This window comes from Haemophilus parahaemolyticus, from assembly GCF_002015035.1.
In the GTDB taxonomy this organism is placed as follows: Bacteria; Pseudomonadota; Gammaproteobacteria; order Enterobacterales; family Pasteurellaceae; genus Haemophilus_A; species Haemophilus_A parahaemolyticus.
In genome coordinates this window covers 1-24,971 of sequence record NZ_MUXY01000023.1, presented here as the reverse complement: position 1 = coordinate 24,971, position 24,971 = coordinate 1, and the positions used below count along the sequence as shown (strand labels likewise).

20 protein-coding genes and 2 tRNA genes are annotated in these 24,971 nt (G+C 40.0%); 4 read left to right on the top strand and 18 right to left on the bottom strand.

The features are described 5' to 3' along the window. Positions 1–123: 123 nt before the first annotated feature. The 9 genes from B0185_RS09805 to ribF all read right to left on the bottom strand — a co-directional run bounded on the left by B0185_RS09805 (position 124) and on the right by ribF (position 11,071). Positions 124–200: transfer RNA gene (locus B0185_RS09805), tRNA-Asp, on the bottom strand. Between the two features lie 48 nt (positions 201–248). Then, a tRNA-Asp gene (locus B0185_RS09800) sits at positions 249–325 on the bottom strand. A gap of 102 nt (positions 326–427) precedes the next feature. Beyond that, positions 428–2,755 carry a Tex family protein gene (locus B0185_RS09795; protein ID WP_005707139.1) on the bottom strand — a complete coding sequence of 776 codons (2,328 nt, stop codon included), beginning with the start codon at positions 2,753–2,755 and terminating at the stop codon, positions 428–430. A gap of 15 nt (positions 2,756–2,770) precedes the next feature. After that, a complete protein-coding gene (gene pilW, locus B0185_RS09790) occupies positions 2,771–3,310 on the bottom strand; it encodes a type IV pilus biogenesis/stability protein PilW (RefSeq protein WP_005707111.1) in 540 nt (179 codons plus the stop codon). A gap of 54 nt (positions 3,311–3,364) precedes the next feature. After that, the gene (gene rlmN, locus B0185_RS09785) at positions 3,365–4,525 is read right to left on the bottom strand and encodes a dual-specificity RNA methyltransferase RlmN (RefSeq protein ID WP_005707123.1); all 1,161 of its coding nucleotides are present in this window, start codon (positions 4,523–4,525) and stop codon (positions 3,365–3,367) included. A gap of 312 nt (positions 4,526–4,837) precedes the next feature. Next, positions 4,838–5,578 (bottom strand): 23S rRNA (guanosine(2251)-2'-O)-methyltransferase RlmB, encoded by a 741-nt coding sequence (gene rlmB, locus B0185_RS09780; RefSeq protein WP_005707158.1) that lies wholly within the window; start codon positions 5,576–5,578, stop codon positions 4,838–4,840. An 87-nt stretch (positions 5,579–5,665) separates the two neighbouring features. Then, a complete protein-coding gene (pssA, locus tag B0185_RS09775; RefSeq protein ID WP_005707142.1) occupies positions 5,666–7,024 on the bottom strand; it encodes a CDP-diacylglycerol--serine O-phosphatidyltransferase in 1,359 nt (452 codons plus the stop codon). Positions 7,025–7,194: 170 nt separating this feature from the next. Beyond that, a complete protein-coding gene (ileS, locus tag B0185_RS09770) occupies positions 7,195–10,011 on the bottom strand; it encodes an isoleucine--tRNA ligase (RefSeq protein ID WP_005707102.1) in 2,817 nt (938 codons plus the stop codon). 94 nt (positions 10,012–10,105) lie between these two features. Next, the gene (ribF, locus tag B0185_RS09765) at positions 10,106–11,071 is read right to left on the bottom strand and encodes a bifunctional riboflavin kinase/FAD synthetase (protein WP_005707132.1); all 966 of its coding nucleotides are present in this window, start codon (positions 11,069–11,071) and stop codon (positions 10,106–10,108) included. Between the two features lie 245 nt (positions 11,072–11,316). Between ribF and nadR the strand changes: the two genes are divergently transcribed. The 4 genes from nadR to B0185_RS09745 all read left to right on the top strand — a co-directional run bounded on the left by nadR (position 11,317) and on the right by B0185_RS09745 (position 14,748). Then, a complete protein-coding gene (nadR, locus tag B0185_RS09760) occupies positions 11,317–12,603 on the top strand; it encodes a multifunctional transcriptional regulator/nicotinamide-nucleotide adenylyltransferase/ribosylnicotinamide kinase NadR (protein WP_005707136.1) in 1,287 nt (428 codons plus the stop codon). Next, positions 12,600–13,292 carry a metallophosphoesterase family protein gene (locus tag B0185_RS09755; RefSeq protein ID WP_005707120.1) on the top strand — a complete coding sequence of 231 codons (693 nt, stop codon included), beginning with the start codon at positions 12,600–12,602 and terminating at the stop codon, positions 13,290–13,292. The genes nadR and B0185_RS09755 overlap by 4 nt, the downstream gene beginning before the upstream one ends. Positions 13,293–13,419: 127 nt before the next feature. Next, a complete protein-coding gene (gene arcA / locus B0185_RS09750; protein ID WP_005707091.1) occupies positions 13,420–14,142 on the top strand; it encodes a two-component system response regulator ArcA in 723 nt (240 codons plus the stop codon). A gap of 87 nt (positions 14,143–14,229) precedes the next feature. Beyond that, positions 14,230–14,748, top strand: a complete 519-nt coding sequence (locus tag B0185_RS09745) for a porin family protein (RefSeq protein ID WP_005707160.1) — start codon at positions 14,230–14,232, stop codon at positions 14,746–14,748. Between the two features lie 78 nt (positions 14,749–14,826). On the opposite strand, the gene dnaQ is transcribed toward B0185_RS09745, so the two are convergent. The 9 genes from dnaQ to lolD all read right to left on the bottom strand — a co-directional run bounded on the left by dnaQ (position 14,827) and on the right by lolD (position 24,927). Next, entirely contained in the window at positions 14,827–15,591 is a 765-nt protein-coding gene (gene dnaQ / locus B0185_RS09740; protein ID WP_039863376.1) for a DNA polymerase III subunit epsilon, read from the bottom strand. Between the two features lie 6 nt (positions 15,592–15,597). Continuing rightward, positions 15,598–16,104 carry a recombination regulator RecX gene (gene recX / locus B0185_RS09735; RefSeq protein ID WP_005707101.1) on the bottom strand — a complete coding sequence of 169 codons (507 nt, stop codon included), beginning with the start codon at positions 16,102–16,104 and terminating at the stop codon, positions 15,598–15,600. Between the two features lie 58 nt (positions 16,105–16,162). Then, positions 16,163–17,368 (bottom strand): recombinase RecA, encoded by a 1,206-nt coding sequence (gene recA, locus B0185_RS09730; protein ID WP_005707089.1) that lies wholly within the window; start codon positions 17,366–17,368, stop codon positions 16,163–16,165. A gap of 320 nt (positions 17,369–17,688) precedes the next feature. After that, entirely contained in the window at positions 17,689–18,819 is a 1,131-nt protein-coding gene (locus tag B0185_RS09725) for a fimbrial protein (RefSeq protein ID WP_005707138.1), read from the bottom strand. A 12-nt stretch (positions 18,820–18,831) separates the two neighbouring features. Continuing rightward, complete coding sequence (locus tag B0185_RS09720) at positions 18,832–21,369, bottom strand: fimbria/pilus outer membrane usher protein (RefSeq protein WP_005707097.1); 2,538 nt, start codon at positions 21,367–21,369, stop codon at positions 18,832–18,834. 37 nt (positions 21,370–21,406) lie between these two features. After that, the gene (locus B0185_RS09715; protein WP_005707094.1) at positions 21,407–22,099 is read right to left on the bottom strand and encodes a fimbria/pilus periplasmic chaperone; all 693 of its coding nucleotides are present in this window, start codon (positions 22,097–22,099) and stop codon (positions 21,407–21,409) included. Positions 22,100–22,165: 66 nt separating this feature from the next. Next, positions 22,166–22,735, bottom strand: a complete 570-nt coding sequence (locus B0185_RS09710; RefSeq protein ID WP_005707147.1) for a fimbrial protein — start codon at positions 22,733–22,735, stop codon at positions 22,166–22,168. Between the two features lie 261 nt (positions 22,736–22,996). Next, positions 22,997–24,247, bottom strand: a complete 1,251-nt coding sequence (gene lolE / locus B0185_RS09705; protein WP_005707145.1) for a lipoprotein-releasing ABC transporter permease subunit LolE — start codon at positions 24,245–24,247, stop codon at positions 22,997–22,999. Next, positions 24,247–24,927, bottom strand: coding sequence for a lipoprotein-releasing ABC transporter ATP-binding protein LolD (lolD, locus tag B0185_RS09700; RefSeq protein ID WP_005707129.1), 681 nt, complete (start codon positions 24,925–24,927; stop codon positions 24,247–24,249). The genes lolE and lolD overlap by 1 nt, the downstream gene beginning before the upstream one ends. Positions 24,928–24,971 lie beyond the last annotated feature (44 nt).

Below are 24,971 nucleotides of genomic sequence, written 5' to 3'. Positions count from 1 at the left end.
TAAAAATGGATTAAAAGTAGAAAATTAAGGTGTAATTAAAGAAAAGATAGAAAAAAACCTCTGATTGCTCAAAGGTTTTTTCCATTAACGCATAGGAGGTATATTATGACGTTTCAAAATAAGTGGCGGAACGGACGGGACTCGAACCCGCGACCCCCTGCGTGACAGGCAGGTATTCTAACCAGCTGAACTACCGCTCCGCAAAATTATAAATTTAGATTTAAGCCAAATTCATAATGGGAATAAATTGGCGGAATGGACGGGACTCGAACCCGCGACCCCCTGCGTGACAGGCAGGTATTCTAACCAGCTGAACTACCACTCCGCATTTGGTTTACGTATAATACCCATTTCTTATCTTATCGGCAAATCTTTTTTAAGTGTAAAACGTTATTTGACTTTAAAATAATCAAAATGGCGATTTATACTACTTTTTCCAGCCTTTTAAAGCATCTGCAAAGGCGTTATTTGTGAACTGATTACGTCCACTATTTCTTTGTAAGCGGTCAGATTTTTCCGAATTTTTTCGAACAGGCGATTTTTCTTCTGAACGCTCGGTCAGTTTTTCATCTAAACGCATACTTAATGCAATACGTTTCCGTGCCACATCCACTTCAAGCACTTTCACTTTGACTACATCGCCTACTTTCACCACTTTATGCGGATCGTCCACAAAGCTATTTGAAAGCATTGAAATATGCACTAAACCATCTTGATGCACACCGATATCAACAAATGCCCCGAAGTTTGCCACATTCGTGACGGTACCTTCTAGAATCATGCCTACTTGTAGATCTTTAATGTCTTCCACGCCATCCACGAAAGTTGCTGTTTTGAATTCACCACGTGGGTCGCGTCCTGGTTTTTCAAGTTCTTTGAAAATATCGTTTACCGTTGGCAAGCCAAATTGTTCATCGACAAAATCTTTTGCGTTGAGCTGATGAATTTTGCTCTCATTACCCATCAATTCTGCAAGCGTTGCTTGAGTCGCTTGTAAGATTTTTTCTACTACAGGATAAGCTTCTGGGTGAACACTTGAGGCATCAAGCGGATTTTTGCCGTTTAAAATACGCATAAAGCCCGCACATTGCTCAAAGGCTTTTGGTCCTAAACGCGGCACTTTTTTCAAGTCTGAACGGCTGTTAAAACGCCCGTTTTCATCACGATAAGCCACAATATTTTGTGCTAATGTTTTGCTCATTCCTGCTACACGAGCAAGCAATGGAGTAGAAGCCGTATTCAAATCCACACCAACCGCATTTACACAATCTTCCACCACCGCATCAAGTTTACGGGCAAGTTGCGTTTGGTTTACATCGTGCTGATACTGTCCTACACCAATCGCTTTTGGCTCAATTTTTACTAGCTCTGCCAGCGGATCTTGCAAGCGACGAGCAATTGACACTGCACCACGCAATGAAACATCCAAATCAGGGAACTCATTTGCCGCCAATTCAGAAGCAGAATAAACCGAAGCACCTGCTTCACTCACCACCACGGTTTGTGGAATCTGCATATCAGGTTTGCTACTTTTAATTTGTTTTAAAACATCTTTGGCAAAACGTTCAGTTTCACGCGAAGCCGTGCCATTACCAATCGCAATAAGCTCAACATTGTGCTGTTTAATCAATTTATACAGTGAAACTTCCGCTGCTGTTTTGCCTGTGGTGTGAGGGTAAATCGTATCAGTTGCCAGTAGTTTCCCAGTATTATCTACAACGGCAACTTTCACGCCCGTACGCAAACCAGGGTCTAAGCCCATAGTATTGCGAGCACCTGCTGGGGCTGCCATTAAGAGAGCAGACAAATTGCGAGCGAACACATCAATCGCTTCTTCTTCCGCTTTTTCACGTAAGTTTGCCATCAACTCAGTTTCAAGATGCAGTAATGCTTTGACTTTCCAAGTCCATGCTATCACTTGCTCACGCCATTTATCGGCTGGCTGATTGTTGAAAATCACGCCCAAATGTTCGCGAATAATCTCTTCGCACTGGCTGGATTTTGCTCCCTCTTCTGCAAGCGGATCAGAGTTGATAGAGAGTGATAAAATACCCTCATTACGTCCACGGAACATCGCTAACGCTCGATGTGAAGGCACATTTTTGAGTGGCTCGCTATGAGCAAAATAATCGTGGAATTTCTCGCCCTCTTGCTCTTTGCCTTCAATGACTTTTGCTTCAATCGCCGCATTAGCGGTCAAATATTGGCGAAGTTTTGCAAGTAGTTCCGCATCTTCGGCAAAGCGTTCCATTAAGATATAACGTGCCCCATCAAGAGCTGCTTTGCTGTCTGCCACGCCTTTATCGGAAGAAATAAATTGCTCAGCCACCGATTCAGGTGTGAGTCTTGGATCTTGCCAAAGTTGTTCTGCTAATGGCTTAAGCCCTGCTTCAATCGCAATCTGCCCACGTGTTCTGCGTTTGGGTTTATACGGCAAATAGAGATCTTCAAGCTCAGTTTTGCTTTCCGTAGCAAAGATTTTCTCACGCAACTCATCGCTTAATTTGCCTTGCTCATCAATCGATTTTAAAATGGTTTGACGACGATCATCCAACTCACGTAGGTAGATCAAACGCGTTTCAAAGTGACGGAGTTGGGTGTCATCCAATCCACCCGTGACCTCTTTGCGATAACGCGCGATAAACGGGATCGTGTTCCCTTCATCCAATAAATTCATTGCTGCCAAAATTTGTTGTGGTTTCACATTTAACTCGCCAGCAATTACTTGGCTAATGGTCTGGTTTAAATCTGACATAATCTTTCCTAAGAATTAACGGAGCTTATCTGCCTTTATTTTATCTAATTTTTCCAACTGGGCGAATGCTTCATTAAATTTTTGCGAATTGGGCTCTGATTTTGCACAGAGAATGATATTTTCAAGCGTATCGGCTTGATGATAGTAAGCGTGCTTGCTTTGGAGGGCTTGTTCAAACTGTGAATAAGCTTGTTGGAATTGACCTTGCTTACATAAAAAAGTGCCGTAATTATTGAGCACATCTGGGCGATTTTGGCTGAGTTTCAATGCTTTTTGATAGGCGTTCTGACTGTTGGCTACATCTCCTGTTTGTTGATAATAATACGCCAGCACTGAATAAGGCAGGTAATCGTTTCTATCGTGAGCAATCGCTTTATCGATATTTTCCTTGGCTTTTGGGTAATCCTGTTGTTCTAAATAGGCAAGGGCAAGATTGATTCGAGCTTTTAAGGCTTCCGAGCGATTAAATTCCGGATCGATTTGGGAGGAAACGCAACCTGCTAAAAATAGCACAGCACAAGCGGTTAAAATTTTTGAAAAGATTACGAATTTCATAAATGATCCTTTTTAAAGATTCACTCTCTCCTGTTGTAGGAGAAAGTTATTTTCCTATTGTGCTTTCACCGCAATCCCTTCACCAAATCGGCGTTTTTCTAACGTTCGCTTGGTACGGTCGATAACATCGCCCGCCAACTGGCCGCACGCGGCATCAATATCATCACCACGCGTTTTACGGATGGTAACTGTAAAGCCATATTCCATCAATGCTTTTTGGAAGCGATCTACACGAGAATTAGAGCTTTTAGCATAAGGGGCTTCTGGGAATGGATTCCACGGAATTAAGTTAATTTTACACGGCGTATTTTTCAATACTTTCGCTAATTGATGAGCGTGATCTACCTCATCATTCACGTGATCCAACATTACATACTCAATGGTCACTTTACCGTGGTTAGCATTTGACACTTCAAGATAACGGTTGACCGAATCGATCAACATTTCCATATTATATTTTTTATTGATCGGTACGATTTCATCACGAATTTCATCGTTCGGTGCGTGTAGAGAAATCGCCAATGCCACATCGATTTTATCCCGTAAAGCATCAAGTGCTGGCACAACCCCCGAAGTTGAAAGCGTCACTCGACGTTTTGATAAGCCATATGCAAAATCATCTAACATAATTTCCATCGCAGGCACAACGTTATTCACGTTCAATAATGGTTCGCCCATTCCCATCATTACTACGTTGGTAATCGGACGCACGCCCGTTACACCAAAGTTACCAATGATTTTTGAAGCACGCCATACTTGCCCGATAATTTCTGCTACGTTTAAGTTACGGTTAAAACCTTGTTGAGCTGTTGAACAAAACGTACACGCCAAAGCACAGCCCACTTGCGAAGAAACGCAAAGAGTTGCACGGTCTGCTTCTGGAATATATACGGTTTCAATTTGTTGCTCACCCACTTGCATCGCCCATTTGATTGTGCCGTCTGCTGAGCGTTGTTCCACTGCCACTTCAGGAGCTTTGATTTCTGCAACTTGTTTTAATTTTTCACGCAATATCTTGTTGATATTGCTCATATTGTCGAAATTATCTTCACCGAAGTGGTAAATCCATTTCATGAGTTGATCAGCACGAAATGGCTTTTCGCCAAGACTCGCTAAAAATTCACGCATCTGCGGACGCGTCATATTCATTAAATTTACTTTTTCGGATTTAGGATGAGCAACTGCAATGTTAGTTGCTTGAATTTGATCTGACATTAAAAAGCCTCGTTATTACACGTGTTCCCGTTCTTTTATGAGAGGAGAACCATTATGGCAAAAGGATTAGTTTTGCAGGATTAAATAAAGAAGCGAATTTTACTGATCTCTCCCCCGTAAGGCTAGCGATTTTTGCAAAATTTGAAAAGCACAAGCGGTCAAATTTTCGAGCGAGATCGCAAAATTTGTTTTCTTTATAGATTAAAAATACCAGTTTACAGGGTAGGGACGGGTTATTTCCTCCCAGTAAAAATAATTTGGGCGAGGGTAAACCTCGCCTCTCCACAAGAGCAACGCCGTTGTTATGGACATTTATGCTTGTAACTTCTGACGCACAATTTCAAATAAACACACACCTGTTGCCACGGACACGTTGAGGGAGGAAACTGATCCTGCCATTGGAATGCTAATCAGTTGATCACAATGTTCACGCGTTAAGCGGCGCATTCCATCGCCTTCTGCTCCCATCACTAATGCAATTGCTCCCGTTAATTTAGCTTCATAAATACCAGCATCAGCTTCGCCTGCCGTGCCCACAATCCAAATATTGTGATTTTCTTGTAGCTCACGCATGGTGCGAGCAAGGTTCGTCACGCGAATTAGCGGTACAGTTTCTGCTGCACCACAAGCCACTTTTCTAGCTGTTGAGGTCAGTTGGGCTGATTTGTCTTTTGGCACAATTACGGCATCAACGCCTGCCGCATCTGCCGTTCGTAAACAAGCTCCGAGGTTATGCGGGTCAGTCACACCATCTAAAATGAGTAAAAATGGCGCAGATTTGTTAGCTAAAATTGCATCTAAATCATGTTCGTTGAGCTCTTTTTGTGGCACTACACGCGCAATAATGCCTTGATGCACTTCTCCTTGTGCTTTGTTATCTAAAGTTTGGCGGTTGACTTGTTGAACTGTCACGCCTAAGCGTTTTAATTCACCTAATAATGGATTAAGACGTTTGTCTTCGCGCCCTTTTAGCACAAATACTTCAATTAAGCGTTCTGGTGCATTATCTAAAAAAGCTTTTACGGCGTGAATGCCGTAGATTTGTTCACTCATAGTGATTCCTTGATATGGATTTCAGGTATGTTAAGAAGGCGTAGGGCGTGTTATACACGCCCTGCTTTCTAGTATGTTTATTTGTTCTTACAACAATATTTTTACCACTTTATCGAGCTTCACGCGGCCGAATTTTTTCAGCAATTTGCGTACCGCTTCTGGATAATCTTTGAGCTGTTCTAAATCGCTATAGTGGGTTAACACTTTGGTATGTTGACGAATATAGGCTAGTTCAGTTTGTGCTTTTTCACTTAATTCTGCCTTAGGATCATGAATCAATACCGCATTTTCTGCATCTAACGCCCAAGCTCGTGGGTTGAGATTGTTACCAGTGAGTAAGATATAGCAGTTATCGATCCAAACGCCTTTTAGATGGTAGCTATTTTCGCCATCTTTCCAAAGACGAATGATTAGTTGTTTGTTTTGAATAAAATGGTCAAAACGTCTAGCAAACGTGCGTAAGTTTTTCTCATAGAGATAAGGCAGTGCTGATGCCATCGTAAATTTTTCTTCTGGTTTAGTGTAGAAATCATTGGCAGTTTTGTCGCCTACAATAATTTCTACCGATTTTCCTTCTTCTAACAACCATTTAATACGCTGTTGTAGCGAACGAGGGAAGTTAAAATAAGGCGTGCAAATCGTCAGTTTTTCTTGCGCTTGATAAAATAGTGCTTCAATCACTTTATTCAGTTTATTACCTTTACGTAAACCGATAATGGGTAAAAGACTTAAATCTTCATCTTCAGCTTTGCCAACAAAGTTGTATTGCTGTTGGCTTAAATATTTGCGAAACGCTTTAATTTGTGGGCGAAGTTCAAAGGTTTTCGGGCGATTGGCATCATCCAATCGGAAAACTGCAGGTTGGCTAATAATATGCTTTTCTAGCAATTCAACCATGCTATCAGTTAAGGTTGCGTTTTCAATCACATGGTAACGGTCGTAGCGATAACGCTCAAACTGTTGTAAATAGACGTTATTGATACTAGCACCGCTATAAACTAGCGTGTTGTCAAAGATAAAACCTTTGAGATGTAATACGCCAAAAACTTCACGTTTGTTAATTGGCACGCCCCAAAATTCAATTGCTTTTTCAAGGTTATGTTCGGCTTTTTGTTGGGTGTACCAATCCGCATTCGAGCTTGTGGCTTCTTCGCCAATACGTCCACGTTGGGCACGATGCCAATCGACCAAAATTTTGACTTCTAAATCAGGGTTGGTTTGTTTAGCTTGATAGAGTGCAGCTAAGATTTCTTGCCCTGCTTCATCTTTTTCAAAATATAAAGCGGTCAAATAAATGCGAGATTTTGCAGATTGGATCAGCTGTAAAATGCGAGTTTTGAACGCACGGCTATCCGCAAGAAATTCTACTTTTTCCGCCGCTTGCGGAATAAAGCGAAGTTTTTCTAGTTGTTTTTTGGCGTGATTAGGTTTGTTTAGAATCAGCATTTTACAATTTCCTTGTATGTAACTCGGCTACCGTATTACATAATTTCTTTGTTAATCAATACTGCCAAATCTCCCCTCTCCCTCGAGGGGGAGGGGAGATTTGCCAAAAGAAAAAACGAAGAAATTAGTCTAATAAAATATGGGAAATGCATTCCCACATTTTATTTGTTTTACGCAAAATGACGAACTTCGCCACTGCCTGCTACATTTTCAACGCAGCGTCCACATACTGAAGGGTGTTCTGCATTTGCACCGATATCGGTTGCATAGTGCCAGCAACGTGGGCATTTTTCGCCTTCTGCACGTTCAACTTTCACAGCTAATCCTGCAAGTTCGCCTTCTGCAACATCTGCTTCGCTAAGTGGTTTAATGACTGCTTGTGAAGTGATGAGAACGAAGCGTAATTCGTTGCCAAGTTGTTCTAACAATGGATGAATTTCGTCGTTCGCATATACCGTCACTTTTGCTTCTAAGCCTGCGCCGATGACTTTGTCTTTACGTGCTTGTTCTAATACACGATTCACTTCAGTACGGACTGCAAGCAGTTTTTGCCAGTAGTTATCGTCTAATTTTTCATTTTCACCAAGTGAGAATAAACCTTCATAGAATTCTTCAGTGAAGACAAACTCTGCACGACCTTCGACTTGTGGTAAGTAACCCCAAACTTCGTCTGCGGTGAATGAAAGAATTGGCGCAATCCAACGCACAAGTGCTTCAGCAATGTGCCACAATGCAGTTTGGCAGCTACGACGAACAAGGCTATCTGCTTTGGTGGTGTATTGACGGTCTTTAATGATATCTAAGTAGAACGATCCCATTTCAATTGAGCAGAAACGCATTAAACGTTGTACTACGGTATGGAATTGATAGTTATCGTAGGCCTCTTTGATATCATTTTGTGCTTCTAATGCACAGCTTACTGCCCAGCGATCAAGTGCTACCATTTCTTCTGGTTTTACTAAGTCTCGTTTAGGATCAAAGCCGTTTAAGTTGGCTAATAAGAAGCGAGCTGTGTTACGAATACGACGGTAAGATTCGCCGGCACTATTTAAAATATTGTGTGAAACGGTAATTTCACCTGTGTAGTCAGTTGATGCTACCCATAAACGTAAAATATCTGCACCGTTTTTATTCCAAACTTCGCTTGGCACAATCACATTACCTAATGATTTAGACATTTTTCTGCCTTTTTCATCAACGGTGAAACCGTGCGTTAATACTTGTTTGTATGGTGCTTTGCCGTTGGTTGCGGTAGAAAGCATTAATGATGACATAAACCATCCACGGTGTTGGTCTGAACCTTCAAGGTACATATCAGCACTGTTGCCATTAAACTCTGGACGGGCTTCGACCACAGAGGCGTAGGTTGATCCTGAATCGAACCATACGTCTAACGTATCCGGCACTTTACGGTAGATTTTCGCATCTTCTTCGCCTAACACTTCAACAGGGTCTAAATCCCACCACGCTTGAATGCCTTTCGCTTCCACACGTTTTGCCACTTCTTCTAAAATCTCAAGTGTGCGAGGGTGTAGCTCTTCGGTTTCGTTATGTACGAACATTGTCATTGGCACACCCCAAGTACGTTGGCGTGAGATACACCAGTCTGGGCGGTTTGCTACCATGTTTTCAATTCGTGCTTCGCCCCAACTTGGGATCCAACGCACTGATTTAATTTCGCCTAACGCTTGGCGGCGTAAGCCTTGGGTTTCCATTCCGATAAACCATTGTGGTGTCGCACGGAAAATAATTGGGGTTTTATGACGCCAGCAATGTGGGTAGCTGTGTTTAATGCGTTCTAATTTGAACAATGCACCTACTTCTTTGAGTTTGTCTAACACTAATTCGTTCGATTCAAACACGCCTTTGCTCGCGAAGAATGGCACATCAGATTTGAATTTGCCATCGTTACCCACTAAGCCCGCCATTTCGATACCATTTTTACGTGAAACGATATAGTCATCTTGACCGTGGTCTGGTGCGGTGTGAACTAAACCTGTACCGCCGTCAGTGGTAACGTGGTCGCCTAAAATAAATGGCACACTGAAATCATAGAATGGGTGTTGGAAGCGAAGTAAATTTAACTCGCTGCCTTTGATTTCGCCTAATATTTCAATCTGTTCAATCTCGCCAGCTTTTGCTACGGCTTCCACTAATTCTTTCGCTAAAATTAAGCGTTCTTCGCCCATTTGGACTAATTGATAATCAAAATTTTCGTTTAATGAAATCGCACGGTTAGATGGTAATGTCCAAGGTGTGGTTGTCCAAATTAACGCAGAAATTTGACCGCTTCCTTTGCCTTCCGCACCGAATTTTTGCTCAATTTCTTGTGCATTGACCGCTGGGAAACGTACATAGATAGAAGGGGAAACTTTATCTTCATATTCTACTTCCGCTTCTGCCAAAGAAGAACCGCAATCCAAACACCAATGAACAGGTTTTGAACCTTTGTATAAATGACCGTTAGCAATGACTTTACCTAAAGTACGGATAATGTTCGCTTCTGTGTCGAAATTCATTGTTAAATATGGATTATCCCAGTCCCCTAGAATTCCCATACGAATAAAGTCAGCTTTTTGTCCTTCTACTTGTTCTTTTGCATATTCGCGGCAAGCTTGACGGAATTCAGCCGCTGAGATTTTCTCATTTGGTTTACCCACTAAACCTTCTACTTTTAACTCTATCGGCAAACCATGGCAATCCCAACCTGGTACATAAGGCGTATCGAAACCTAATGCGGTTTTCGATTTCATAATAATATCTTTTAAAATTTTATTAACCGCATGACCTAAGTGAATATTACCGTTCGCATAGGGAGGGCCATCGTGCAAAATAAAAGATTTTTTGCCTTTAGAAGCTTCACGCACTTTTTGGTATAAGTTTTTGCTATACCAGTTTTCTAACATCGCAGGTTCACGTTTTGCTAAGTCCCCACGCATCGGAAAGCCTGTTTCAGGCAGATTTAAGGTGTTTTTGTAATCAGTCATTTTTTTGTTTCCAGTTAATAAAATTGTTTTTGAATTTGGTTTTCTAACTTCCAGCTCCAACGGGGCTGAATTATGCGTAACCTAGGGTGAAGCCCTAGGCATCGGCAAATCCCTCAAAAAATTCAACCGCTTGTTGTTTATCTTTCTCAATTTGTTGCTTTAAGGCTTCAAAATTGGAGAATTTCACTTCATCTCGGAGCTTTTTCACGAAACTTACTTCAATGGCTTCACCGTAAATAGATTGGTTGAAATCAAAAATATGCACTTCTAGTAGTGGCTTTGTGCCGTTAATAGTTGGGCGGTTGCCGACGTTCGCGATGCCTTGAAATACTCCAGTTTTGGTTTCTACTTGCACTGCATATACACCGTGAATTGGCACGACCAGGCGATTCAGCATAATGTTTGCCGTGGGAAAGCCTATTGTTCTGCCCAGCTTATTGCCGTGGGCAACGCGACCTGCAATTGAATAAGGTTTCCCGAGTAGTTTTTCTACTAGTGCTAATTTATCTTTTTGTAGTAATTCGCGAATGAGAGAGCTACTAATGCGATCTTGTTCAAAACTGTGCGTGTGGCTCTCTTCTACCGTGAAATCGAAGGTCTTTCCTGCTTCTTGCAGCGTGTGATAATCGCCCGAACGTTTTGCACCGAAACGGAAATCATCTCCCACGCTTAAATAGCGAACCTTGAGCTGTTTTACCAATAAATCTTGGATAAATTCTTCTGCGGTAAGTTTGGCGAACCTTTCAGAAAAACGGACACAAAGTACGAAATCTATACCTGATTTTTCTAAATATTTGAGTTTATCACGCAATCGCATTAAGCGAGCAGGCACGTTGCAAGCGGTTAAATCGTCCACTTTTTTTGCAAAAAATTCACGAGGTTGCGGTTCAAACAGCATAACGACCGAAGGTAAACCCAATTCAATTGATTTGTTAACCAAGCGAGCGAGAATTTGTTGATGTCCTAAATGTACGCCATCGAAATTGCCGATGGAAAGAACACAACCGTTCGTTAAAACAGAATGATTGGGTAAATTGTAGAAACCTCGAATTAATTGCATTATTTTGGGACTTTTCATTAAATTTAAAATAGAAAATTGCTGTGATTATAGCCTTTTCTGCGCAAAGAAGAAATAAAAGCGGTCAGATTATCCAAATTTTTTACATCGAAAAAATTAAACGGATAAAATTTAGTATTTTTGCCTAGTAAATAGTGCATCCGATTAAATTTTTCGAAAGAAATATTATTCAAATGCTACATTTTGATTTATCATAGCAGCAATGATTTCTCATTCAATTTCCAACAATGACGGATTTTAGTTATCTTCAATCAAAACGCAAACAGCTTAAACTTAAAGTGAATGATGTTTGTACGCAAGCGAATGTTACTCGTGCTTATTTTAACCAGTTAGTCAGCGGTAAAATTAAAAATCCAAGTGCAGCTAAGCTGAAGGCATTGCATAAAGTATTGAATATTGTTGAAACCCAAGATCAGCGTGTGGGCGTGATTTTCGGCAAGTTCTACCCGATTCACACAGGGCATATCAATATGGTATATGAGGCATTCAGTAAGGTGGATATTCTGCACGTGATTGTCTGCACCGATACCGAGCGCGATTTGCAACTCTTTAAAGAGAGTAAAATGAAGCAGATGCCGACTAATGAAGATCGTTTGCGTTGGGTACAACAGATCTTCAAATACCAACAAAAACAGATTTTTATTCACCATTTAAATGAAGATGGTATTCCAAGTTATCCAAATGGTTGGGAAAGCTGGGCTGAACGTGTAAAAGAACTTTTTGCGGAAAAAAATATCCATCCAAGCATTGTATTCAGCAGCGAAATTCAAGACAAAGCACCATATGAAAAATACTTGAATTTAGAAGTCAGCTTAGTCGATCCAGAGCGTGAGCGTTTCAATGTTTCAGCAACCAAAATCCGTAATAATCCATTCCAATATTGGCGTTTTATTCCAAAAGAAGTACGTCCATTTTTCGTAAAAACAATTGCAGTTTTAGGTGGAGAAAGTAGTGGTAAATCAGTGCTTGTAAGCAAATTGGCAAATGTATTTAATACCACTTCTGCTTGGGAATATGGGCGTGAATTTGTGTTTGAACAGCTTGGTGGCGATGAGCAAGCGATGCAATATTCGGATTATCCACAAATGGCTTTGGGGCATAAACGCTACGTTGATTATGCGATGAAACATGCTCACAAAGTGGCATTTATCGACACCGATTACATTACTACGCAAGCCTTTTGTATTCAGTATGAAGGTAGAGCTCATCCGTTCTTGGATTCAATGATTAAAGAGTATCCATTTGATGTAACAATTTTGCTCAATAATAATACAAAATGGGTCGATGATGGTCTGCGTAGTTTAGGGTCGCTCAAACAACGCCAGCGTTTCCAAGCACTACTCAAGAAATTGCTTGAAAAACATCATATTCCGTACATTGAGATTGAATCACCAAGTTATTTAGATCGCTATAATCAAACGAAAGAAGTCGTTGAAGCAATTTTAAATGATGAGCCAATTCCGCTTCAATTTAAGCAATACAACGTCGATCACGAAACGGAAGGCGAGGTATGATTCTTTTTGCAGGCGATCCACATGGGCATTATGAACACCTTTACCCTTTTGTGAAAGAACAGAAAAATGTGGCTTTGGTGATTTTAGGTGATTTGCAACTGACTAGCCCGCACGAGTTGGATAAGCTCTCTGAATATTGTGATATCTGGTTTATTCATGGCAACCATGATAGCAAAACGGTAGCTGCCTTTGACGCAATTTGGGGCAGTGAGTGGAAAGAACGTAATATCCACGGCAAAGTGGTGGACATTCAAGGGGTAAGAATTGCGGGCTTAGGTGGCGTGTTCCGTGGACATATTTGGATGCCGCCTAATCGTCCGATGTTTTTCGACCCGATTCACTATTGCCAATATACGCCTCAAGAGAAAATCTGGCGTGGTGGATTGCCATTAAGACACCGTACTTCTATTTTTCCGTCTGATGTGGAAGTGTTGGAAAGCCAAAAAGCGGATATTTTAATCACACACGAAGCACCTCGCCCGCATCCGCAAGGCTTTGCCGTAATTAACCAATTAGCAAGAAAAATGGGCGTCAGCAAAATTTTCCACGGGCATCACCACGATAATTTTGATTACATGCCAATCAATCGAAATAAACATTGTGATATTTTCAATATTGGCTTTCGAAGTCTTGCCGATATTGAGGGAAATTATTTGTTAAAAGGCGTTGATGATCGCGATAAAAAATAACCCTAAAAAATTTGATTCAGCATAAGGAAAGTGAGAATAATCCTTTTGAGGTAACAAGCGATCAGTTACAATCGCAACAAATTATAAACAAGCGGTTACATAATTTTAAAAATTAGGAAAACCTAGTATGCATCAAAATAATCCACAAATTTTAATTGTTGAAGATGAAGCGGTAACCCGCAATATGTTAAAAAACATCTTCGAGGCAGAAGGCTATCAAGTATTTGAAGCAACGGACGGCTCGCAAATGCACGAAGTGCTTGAACAGCAAACAATTAATCTCGTTATTATGGACATCAATTTACCTGGTAAAAATGGGTTAATGCTTGCCAGAGAATTGCGTGAAACGACAGAAGTCGCGTTGATGTTCTTAACAGGGCGTGATAATGAAATTGATAAAATTTTGGGCTTGGAAATTGGGGCGGATGATTACATTACCAAACCATTTAACCCCCGTGAACTGACTATCCGCGCAAGAAATTTACTTAACCGCACAATGGTGGAAGAGAAAGAGACAATCTCAACATCACAAAATATTGAGCAATATTGCTTTAATGGCTGGACACTTGATATCAACAGCCGTAGCCTAATTACTCCAGAGGGCGAAGAGAATAAACTACCACGCAGCGAATTTAGAGCGTTGCTTCATTTCTGCGAGAATCCAGGTAAAATTCAAACACGTGAAGATTTATTGCTTAAAATGACTGGGCGTAAATTAAAGCCGCACGACAGAACGGTGGACGTAACCATTCGTCGCATTCGTAAACATTTTGAAGATCACCCAACCACACCTGAAATTATCGTGACCATTCATGGTGAAGGCTACCGTTTTTGTGGTGAACTTGAATAAATAAACTCAGTCTAAAAAATACCCTTTCCCCTTGTGGGAGAGAGTTAATGTAATTTAAAAAAATTCCACTCAAACAAAGGATTAAAAATGAAAAAACTTCTCGTATTAGCAACACTTGGTGCAATGTCGGCATCTGCTTTTGCTGCACCAGTAGGCGAAACTTTCACTGGTGTGGGCGTAAGTGCTGATCTTACAACTGCAAAATATAAAGTGAATGGTGTAACAGGTAAACAATCAACAGGCCCTGTACTCGTTGTGGATTACGGTATGGATTACGGCAATAACTTAGTGGGCGTTGCTCAAGCAAAAGCCAAAATCGGTAGCACCAAAGTAACAGGCGATGTAAAACAAAAAAATAAATACACCGTAGGTTATCAACAAGGTTACCGCGTGGGTTCAGACTTAATGCCATATGTGAAAGTAGATGCAAGCTCAAGCAAAGTTGGTGATGAAACTTATCGTGGTTTCGGTTACGGTGCTGGAGCTAAATATGCTGTTTCAAGCAATATTGAAGTGGGTGCTGAATATACTCGCAATAACTTGAAACGTAGTGGTACCAAACTCAAAGGCAACGATTTTAGTGCAAATGTTGGGTATCGTTTCTAGTTTATAAGACTCTAAAAGAAAACCTCTTGCTACAATAATGATGCAAGAGGTTTTTACTATATTGAGAAGGAGTAAAACCTAATTGATAGTTTCTTCTTCCATTCGATTCAACCAAATACAATTTTCTTTTGATTTCTTATTGAGCAGTGCCATAAAAGCCTCATGAGCTTTAAGCTCAGAAGAAGTTGCTTGGAACACGATAGTACCACTGGAATCAACATCCTCTCTTGCAATTTCTTCGTGAGATTCAACCGCTTGTATGTTTTCTTCCGTTTCATCCGCTAATAAGGCGATTTGACCGCCTGTCATCATCAGGAAAACATCAGCCAGAATTTCCGCATCCAGTAACGCCCCGTGAAGTACACGCTTGCTATTATCAATACCTAAACGGTCACAAAGTGCATCTAAGTTGTTCCGTTTGCCAGGGTACATTTTACGCGCCATCGCGAGGCTGTCTGTCACTGTACACATCTCAGCCGTTTTCGGTGGTGGATTTTTTAAGAATGAAAATTCATGATCCATAAAGCCTACATCGAAGGGGGCGTTATGAATCACAAGTTCCGCACCTTTAATAAAATCTACAAACTCGTCAGCAATTTCGGCGAAAGAGGGTTTATCTTGCAAGAATTCGTTGGTAATACCGTGAACTTTAATTGCCTCTTCTTCCACTTCGCGTGGGGGCTTGATGTAGACGTGATAGGTCCGTCCTGTTAAACGGCGATTGATGACCTCAACCGCACCAATCTCAATAATATTGTGCCCAATGTGCGGAGCACCGTTGAAGTTCATCCCTGTGGTTTCGGTATCGAGCACCACTTGTCTGTGTATTTTTTGTTCTTGCATCATTATTTATTCGTTAAATTCATCATCGTCATCATTATAATCTATTTCCATCAAATGACTAAAATGATCCTGATAAAACCCACGGCTCACCATAAACCGCCACATTTTCTGCTTCGCTTTTATATCCCAAACACGTGGGCGTTTTCGCTCAAAGACTCGCTCTGCAATATCGTAGAAATCAATCTCTTCTTCTGCTTCGGCATTGTCTATTGCATCGGCAATCAAATATTCTGGCACGCCTTTCATTTTCAACTCTTGCTTTAAGCGACGAGGGCCGATTCCTTGTTGAGAGCGATAGCGAATAAAGGAAGTGCAAAAACGCTCATCGCTTTGCCAATTCTGCTCTTGGGCTTTTGCAATAGCCTCATCAATTTCGACCGCTTCATACTCTTTTAATTTGAGCTTGGAACGTAACTGCTTTTCGGTATAATCTCGTTTGGAAAGTAGGTAAAGTGTGTAATTTAACGCACTGTACTTATGAGTTTTTCTATCGTTTGTTTTTTGTTCTGCCATAATGCTTAGAGTATAGAAAAAATGCGACATTTCTGTCGCATTTGATCATAATTATAGATTAAAGTTCTTCTTCATCTTCGTTGAAATCATCGGTATCTGCGTCTAATTCTTCTGCATCATCTTCGAACTCTTCAACTTCTTCTATTTCTTCTGCTTCTTCAACATCTTTTCCTTTACTTTTTTTTCCTTTTTTCGGGCTTGGTGCTAAGATGCTATTTGGGTTTTTCATAAAGAGCTCGCGTAACTCAGCTTCAATTTTTGTCGTTATTTCAGGGTGTTCTGCCAACCATTTAATCGCATTGTTTTTACCTTGACCAATTTTCTCACCTTCATAGGAGAACCAAGCCCCTGATTTCTTGATGAATCCTTGTTTTTCCGCCAAGATAAGTAGTTCATTAATACGAGCAATGCCTTCACCATACATAATATCGAAGTTTACTTCACGGAATGGCGGAGCAACTTTATTTTTCACCACTTTCACTTTAGTTTCGCTACCAATGATGTTATCACCATCTTTTACTACGCCTGAACGACGAATGTCTAAACGCACAGAAGAGTAGAATTTCAATGCATTACCACCTGTTGTGGTTTCTGGGTTACCAAACATCACGCCGATTTTCATACGAATTTGGTTGATGAAAATCACCAAGCAGTTAGTCGTTTTGATGTTAGCGGTTAATTTACGCAATGCTTGAGACATCAAACGAGCTTGTAAACCCATATGTGAATCGCCCATATCACCTTCAATTTCCGCTTTTGGTGTTAATGCTGCCACTGAGTCCACGATAATCACATCAACAGCTCCAGAACGCACTAATGCATCACAAATTTCTAATGCTTGCTCACCATTATCAGGCTGAGAGATTAACAAATCATCGGTATTAACACCTAATTTCTGTGCATAAACAGGGTCTAACGCATGCTCAGCATCAATAAAGGCACAAGTTTTACCTGTTTTTTGTGCTTGAGCAACAGTAGATAATGTTAAGGTTGTTTTACCTGAAGATTCAGGTCCGAAAATCTCAACAATACGCCCCATTGGTAAACCACCAATACCTAACGCCATATCTAAACCGATAGAACCTGTGGAAACTGCTTCAATATCTAAGTTCTCTGTTTGACCCAACTTCATAATTGAGCCTTTACCAAATTGTTTTTCGATTTGAGCTAATGCCGCAGCAAGGGCTTTTTGACGCTGTTCAGGATCTGTTTGTTTTACAACGGCATTTTTTGTATTTTTATTGCTTTTTTTCTCTGAAGCCATAGGAGAATCCTTGTATTTAAATTGCTTTAAAAATGGTTGTTTTCTATTCAATTTTAAACAACCTAACTGGATGCCAGTATAGTGGTTTACTATACAGTTGCAACTTTTTTTACCTAAAAAATAAGAAAATAGAGAGTGTTTGATTAGATAACAGGCAAAATAGTGGATGATATGCTTGAATTTTGCTCTTTTAGTGATTGGAATTTTATCATTTTTAGCCTCATAGAATGAGGCTTATTTCATTTTATAGCAAGGTAGGAAATAGGCTGCACCTAACAAGTTGAACTAAATATCCAACAGATTAAAGTGCAGATTAATATCTACTGATAAGACAACGTATAAATCGCAATAGCCTTCACTGTACCTGGTGATAAATTGCCAGTTTTATTCACATAATAGGCTCTAAAATTTACCGTTGGTCGCTCCTCTCCTGCTCGTTTAGAGAATTGCCATTGGTTTTGATTGCCTTTTTGTGAGGAAGCTGCTCCATATTTTAATGGAGTCGTCTCTTGCTCTTTATAAAGACGAATTCCCACTCCTGTTGCTGTAGATTCAGGACTAAGAGAAAGGATATCGGTTACATTGCTTGGGTCTGATTGATCAGTTAATGTCATAAAGGCAACTAATCTTTTACCATTGTCATCTGTCGCATTTGGGCAATGTAAACTGATTTTAAATTTTCCACCATAGGTTTCTTTCTCCTGCGTTGGAATACTTTGCATCGCGATAGTCGGTAAATTTAGTGTTAAATCCTTTGCACTACTTAAAGTGCAAGTCTGATCTTGCATAACCAAGGAAAAAGCAGGCATCCAAATATCCCATTCTGGTTTTCCTGTAAATCCTGTAAAGCCATTCATCCAAGAGGTCCAAGAGGTTCTTCTCTGAGGAAGATAAGATGGCTTAATAATCTTCATTGATGCAATCTTTGTTCGTGGAACATTAAGTTTTTGCCCATTTTTGGGTTGTTTAATTAAAACAGGCCAGGCTTCAGCTGCAGCTCCCGCATCGCCAGACGTACAATAACCACCAGGGAAAACATCCGTCCATTGTGATGAGGGAATATTCCTATTATTTCCGTAACCGTCTCCTGCTTCTATATATACACCAACATATTCCGTGAGCTTATAAATTGTACGTGATCCATCTTGCCCCCATTTTGGCAAATCACTTTTTGCTTCAAGCGTCCAACATTGTCCGCCATTTCCCCAACTTGCATTCATTGGGATTTTATTACGATCTTGAGTGAACATTCTCATATTATTTAATGTAAAAGGAATATTATCCCTTGCATAACTGCGTAGCTTAGTTTGTTGTGCTGGGCTTGATAAAGTGAAATCTGTTGCTTGAACATTTACACTTCTGGTTGCATTATCCCAAGATGTTCTATCTTTCGCATGGGCAGATATACAACACGCAAGTGCAGTTACAATACTTACTATTGTTTGTTTCATCTTTATCCTTCCTTACTCGCATACCGCATCATAATTTTTCATTTGAGTGTCATCTTTATTCAGTTTAACGTGGTAATCAAAATGGCATTGATCTGCTTGATTTGCTCCCCAAACAACCGTAATCCTACCTTTTTCTTTGTTTAAATCATTAGCAAAAAGCAAACCACCTTGCCCGATATAACCTACAACGTGACCTTGTTCATCTTTTGCTTCTGCAGCCATTGGTAACGCAGAACCTTGTACATGACGTAATTTAAACAAGATCATTTTGTTATAGCGTGCATTAAATTTGACTAAATTAATACTATTTGCACGTGGCACAATCTGTTGTTCTGTGGAAGAAAATTCGATATTAAGTGGCAATACACTTGGATCAATCCCTATGTAATTCACGGAATAAGGCGTTGAATAAGGTACAATGGCATTACCAAAATAGTCCAAGGTTTGCCCTTGCCCTGTGCTATTCACCAATGCTCCATGCCCTCCTTTAGCATGAATAATCACAAAATTATCACTTACGCTATTCCCCAAAGTGATGCCATAAGGATGAGCAACTACAACCCCACTCATTCCTAAAGAAACTTGGCGATTTTGGTGATTATCTTGCCCAACGGTCGAACGAATTGCTGCGAAATTTCCGCTATAATTCACGTTACCAGAAATTTGACGATCACCTTGATTATTCATAGCTCCAGATAAACTGTAATTAAATTGATTATAATTGCCCAAGGAATTACTAAAGGTACTTTGAAAATTGTTTATTCTCTCACTATGTGTCATTGTTGAAGAAAGTGATCCATTATCACTACCCAACGGCAGAGATAAACTTAAATATACATTGTTATCACGTACACCATTTCCTTTATCAATCGATTGTGAAAAACCGAGTTGATAATTTAATTTACCCCAGTTATTACTATAAGCTAGCTGATATTCATTACGAGCCCTAGCACGATTCCAATAACGATAACTAGAACCAATTAAATAAAGGGTTCCCCATTTTTCACCTAGATTTTGGTTAATGGAAATTTGGAATTGATTTTTCGGGCGAAAATTTGACACATATTGGAAGTTTTCATCATCTACTAATTTATTGCTATTTGCCCAAATGGCATCTCTTAGGGTATAAAAGTTTTCTGAAGAATAACGATAAGCCGCTAAGGTTAAATTCGTTTTTGTAGAAAGCAAATTCACACTATAGTTAGCATGCAAACTATAGCCATGTTTGGTTTTATCTGAATTTAAAAAGTATGTACGAGCTAAGGTCGCATCTGCAGAAAAGGCTCCAATTGGCGTATTAAAGCCTGCCCCTAATAAGCCTGCTTGATAATCTTTATGATAGGTGGCCCCCATATTGAGCGTAAGATTATTAAATAAACCATATTGCAAGGAAACTTCTGCCGCTTTATCAGGGTACACTTCTTGCCCATTACGATAACGCCCTGCTGCCAAATGATAACGGAATTGCCCTTGTCGAATAAGCGGTGCAACAGAGGCAAAAGGCACGGTAAATTGACGTTTTTGCCCATTTGCTTCCGTAATTTCCACTAATAAATCACCGCTTGAACCACTCGGATAAAGATCAGAAATGATAAAAGGACCAGCAGGCACTGTAGTTTGATAAATTACCGCACCATTTTGTCGAATAGTGACAGATGCATTAGTATTTGCTACACCTTGAACAACAGGTGCATAACCACGTTGTGAAGCTGGCAACATACGATCATCTGATGCAATTTGTAACCCGCGCAATGCCATATTTTCCGTAATATTGCTATTGGTATAGAAATCCCCTAGCGTCAATAAACCTTGGATAGCAGCAAAATCCTTTTGTAGGTAAGTATCATTACGTTCATAATGACTTTTATTTTTTTCACGACCAAAAACAGAATCTTGACTACGTAGCCAATAACGAGAACCACTATGGCGTAATGCCCAACCTGCCACATTAGCCCCCGCCCGAATGCCCAAATACAGTTGTTCAACATAGCTGCTCTTCATGTTTGAACGATAATAATCGGTATCATAATTCACAAAAGCGGCATTTGTCCCTTCTTGCCATTGTATTGGGGCAATATAATCTCTTGGGCGCTGAATGGTTAATGCCTGTGGAATATTCACATTTAATCGTAGCAGTCCTGTATCAAATTCCACTTTTGCTTGTGATAATGCTGCTTCTGCTGAGAGACATTGTGTTGATTCATCGCCTGAGACTTTCTCTAAATTCCTAGTCGAATACGCCTGACGTTGTAAATCAAGTAAGGTTTTTAATTCTGGTGTTAAGCAAAGTACTATTTGTTTGCTCTGTTCAGCAAAAGTTAATGTTAAATGACCTTTATAATTATCGTTAACATAAACATCGGCTGGATATTGACCTGCAATCACACCATTTTTCTGATTAAAACGGCTAATATCAATAGGGGTATCTTGAGAGCCTTGACGTAAAAAATTCTCATCAAATTCATTTTCAGCATGCACATATCCTACACAAGCAAAAGCGACAAAAATTGACAACAAGGTTTGTTTAAAAAATGGAATTTGTTTAGGCATAGTTTAATCAATGTTTTACAAAAAAACGGCGTTAGCTTTATTGAAGAGGAGATTCACCAGTTTCATCGCCACCAAAATCATTTATTACTGACCATTTCACCATGCCCGTTTTTACGCCTTTGGCAGGGAAAAGATGTTGTGAATAAGGAGCGACCATACTATCAATGTTGATGGATTGATTTCCTGCTTTAATACTGGAATAAGTGATGTAATAAGGGCTTTGGTTATTGACATTAATTCCTGCTGCACTTACGCCCCATTTTACTTGTTTATAGGCATCGCTTGGGCTAATGGATAAATGGCTTGGGCGATAAAAAAATTTTAATCGACTACGAATAGCCAACTGCAAATAATTGGGGCTAGCTTGTAAACTTTCTGCACTTGGTTTAGGAGGAATATCTAAGAGATTAAAATAAAAAATCGATTCACGATCTTGTGGCAAATTTTCTGTTCCTGTAAAGCTTACCCGTAGCGTCTGACCTGAACGAGCTTCTACACGTGTAACAGGAGGAGCAATTACAAAAGGTACAGATTCTGTGTTGGGATTACTTTTAATATTATCTTTATCTAGCCAAGCCTGAACTAATGCAGGGCTATCTCCCACATTAGAAAGTTGAATATTGATACTTTTTTGATCTGCAGGGTAAATCACTCGCGTTCCTGTAATTACCACATTTGCTTGTGCCAACAATGGCAGTGCAGTTAAAAATAACAATGTTTTTTTAAACATATTTATACCCTTTAAAAATAGGCTAGAAGACTACGAAGTAGTACCTAGCCTATTTTTTATCTATGATTAGTTGTAAACGATGTTATATTCTACTTTACTGTTTACCTCACCAGTGCCCGCAGCAGAAGTTGCATAGTATCTAGCAAAATATTTGAGCTCTGCAGTTACTGCTCCATCAGCTTTTCCTGTATCATTAATATCAGTTCCTGTGACATTTTGATCCGCAATATTTTCGCCTATTTTAATTACGGTTAAATCTTTATTTAAAAGTTGAATTTGGACGTTATTTGCTGCAGAACCATTTGCTTTATTAATAAGATTATGCGTATTTTCATCAACATAAGTCGCATTAGGTAAGAAAAAGGCTTTTACCTGAGTTACGCCTGAAGTGGTTTTTGTATTACAATTAGTTAGAGAGATTGTAAATGGAGTCTCACCAGCGGTGGTACCTGCAGTTTTTAAACTAGAAGACTGTACTGTTGGTAATTCAACAGTTTGATTTTTTTTAGCTGTAGTTACCGTACAAGTTTGATTAACTACTTTACCATTAAAGGTAACACTGCTATCAACAGCATTTGCATTAGCTACCAAGCCAAAACCAAGCACTAAACTTGCAGCAAGGGTTAATTTTTTCATAATCAAGTTTCCTTATTAAATGAATGACATTGAAAATATTCGTTTGGTGGATCAATACACCAGTTTTATCGCATAAAGAAATAAAACTTGTATACTATAAAACAAAACAAAACAAAACAAAACAAAACAAAACAAAACAAAACAAAACAAAATTATTTTTGCCCGTAGGGATCATATCCTGAATCTTATGAAATTAAAGGGTAGAGATCCCCCACGAGAAAATCAGGCTTTAAAAGCATTGCCCATGTTAGGTTTAATCATTCAATGCCCACTTAACACCTTCGCAGGTTCTAATTTTGCCGCTCGTGAAGCTGGATAAAGGCTTGCACATAAGCTCAATACAGTCGTGGCAAGCAATACATAAACAATATCTTGCCAATGCAATTCGCTTGGTAGGAAGTTAACAAAATAAACGCCTTCAGAAAGCAGTTGAATACCAAGTAAGTTTTCTAACCCCTTGATAATACTAGTTAAATTTAAGGCTAATGCCACACCAAGCAGAATGCCTAATAGTGCCCCTTTCATTCCTGAAAGTAAGCCATACCAGAGGAAAATTCGTTTAATAAAACCGTTATTCGCTCCAAGTGTTCGCATAATCGCGATATCGCCTTGCTTATCTTTGACTGCCATTACCAACGTTGAAATAATATTGAAACACGCCACGCCAATGACAAGTACCATCGCAATATACATCACGGTGCGAACTAGTTGAATGTCGTTATACATATATCCAAATTTGTTAACCCAAGTATTCAAATAAAGCGGTTGATTAAAGTGATTTAATTGCGAAAGATCCAGTTGTTGCACGTCAAATGGTGAACGCAAAGCTAGCTCCACGCCCGTTACTTCGCCTTGTTCGTAATCTAACAATTCTCGTGCTTTTTCAATCGGTAGCAGGGCATAGCTGTAATCCAGCTGCCCTTCCAATTTCAAAATGCCCGTAATCGGTAAGTTAAAACGCAACGGTTGAGCCAAACGTTCATTTTCACTGGCTTGTGGCAACAACAAAGTCACCTCATCGCCTACATCTACTTCGAGTGCTTTCGCGATGCCTGCTCCTAAAATCAAACCACCCTTTTTTTTAAATGCACTCCATTGATTTCCTTGTACAAAATGACCAAGTTGGCTGACGCCTTCTTGCTTTTGTGGATCAATACCTCTTACTTGAGCAATTTTGAGTTGCGTGCCGTTTTCAATCAAAGCTGTAAAGGTAATAAATGGTGCGGTAGCAACCACATTTCCGCTTTGTTTAATCAATTTTTCGAGCTGAACAGGATCTCTAATCACTCCCTCTTTAGTGCCATCGTAAGCATAGACTTCTGCATGTGGCACAACGGAAAGTACGCGCTGATTAAGTTCACGCTCAAAGCCATTCATTGCACTTAAGCCGATAATCAACACAGCTACGCCTAAAGCAATCCCAATGGTGGAAAACCAAGCTATCAGCGACACAAGGCGGTTTTTTTGCTTACCTTTTTGATAACGCCAGCTAATAAAAAATGGAGTGTTCATTAGCCTTCCTCACGCAATACGCCATCACACATTACAAAACGACGCGAAAGTTTTTGCGCTAGACTCAGATCGTGAGTGACCAATAAAAAGGCGGTATTTTGTTCTGCGTTGAGTTGTTTGATCAGATCAAAAATGCTCTCGGTGGTTTTTTGATCCAAGTTTCCTGTTGGTTCATCCGCAAGCACTAAATCAGGATTATTCACTAAAGCACGGGCAATTGCGACGCGCTGACGCTCACCGCCCGAAAGTGCTGATGGACGATGCGTAATTCGGTGAGATAATCCGACCGCTTGCAACATCTTTTCAGCACGATCTTTTGCTTCCGATTTGTTCTGTTTTCCAATTAACATCGGCATCATCACGTTTTCCAATGCAGTGAAATCCGCCATCAAATGATGGAACTGATACACAAAGCCTAAATGCTGATTTCGTAAGCTCGCTAGCTTATTCGCACTTAGTTTCTGCAAGGATTGATCTTGTATCCATACCTCACCTGAACTCGGTTGATCTAAGCCACCAAGTGTATGCAAAAGCGTACTTTTGCCCGAACCAGAACTGCCCACAATCGCTACCAACTCGCCAGCGTTCATTGAAAAAGAAACCTCTTTCAACACCTGTACTTCCTGATCGCCTTCGTTATAAAATTTGCTGATGTTTTTACAGCGGAGTAATGTTGTCATTTATTTATCTACCTAGATTTATTTTTCTGTAGATACTGTCTCCC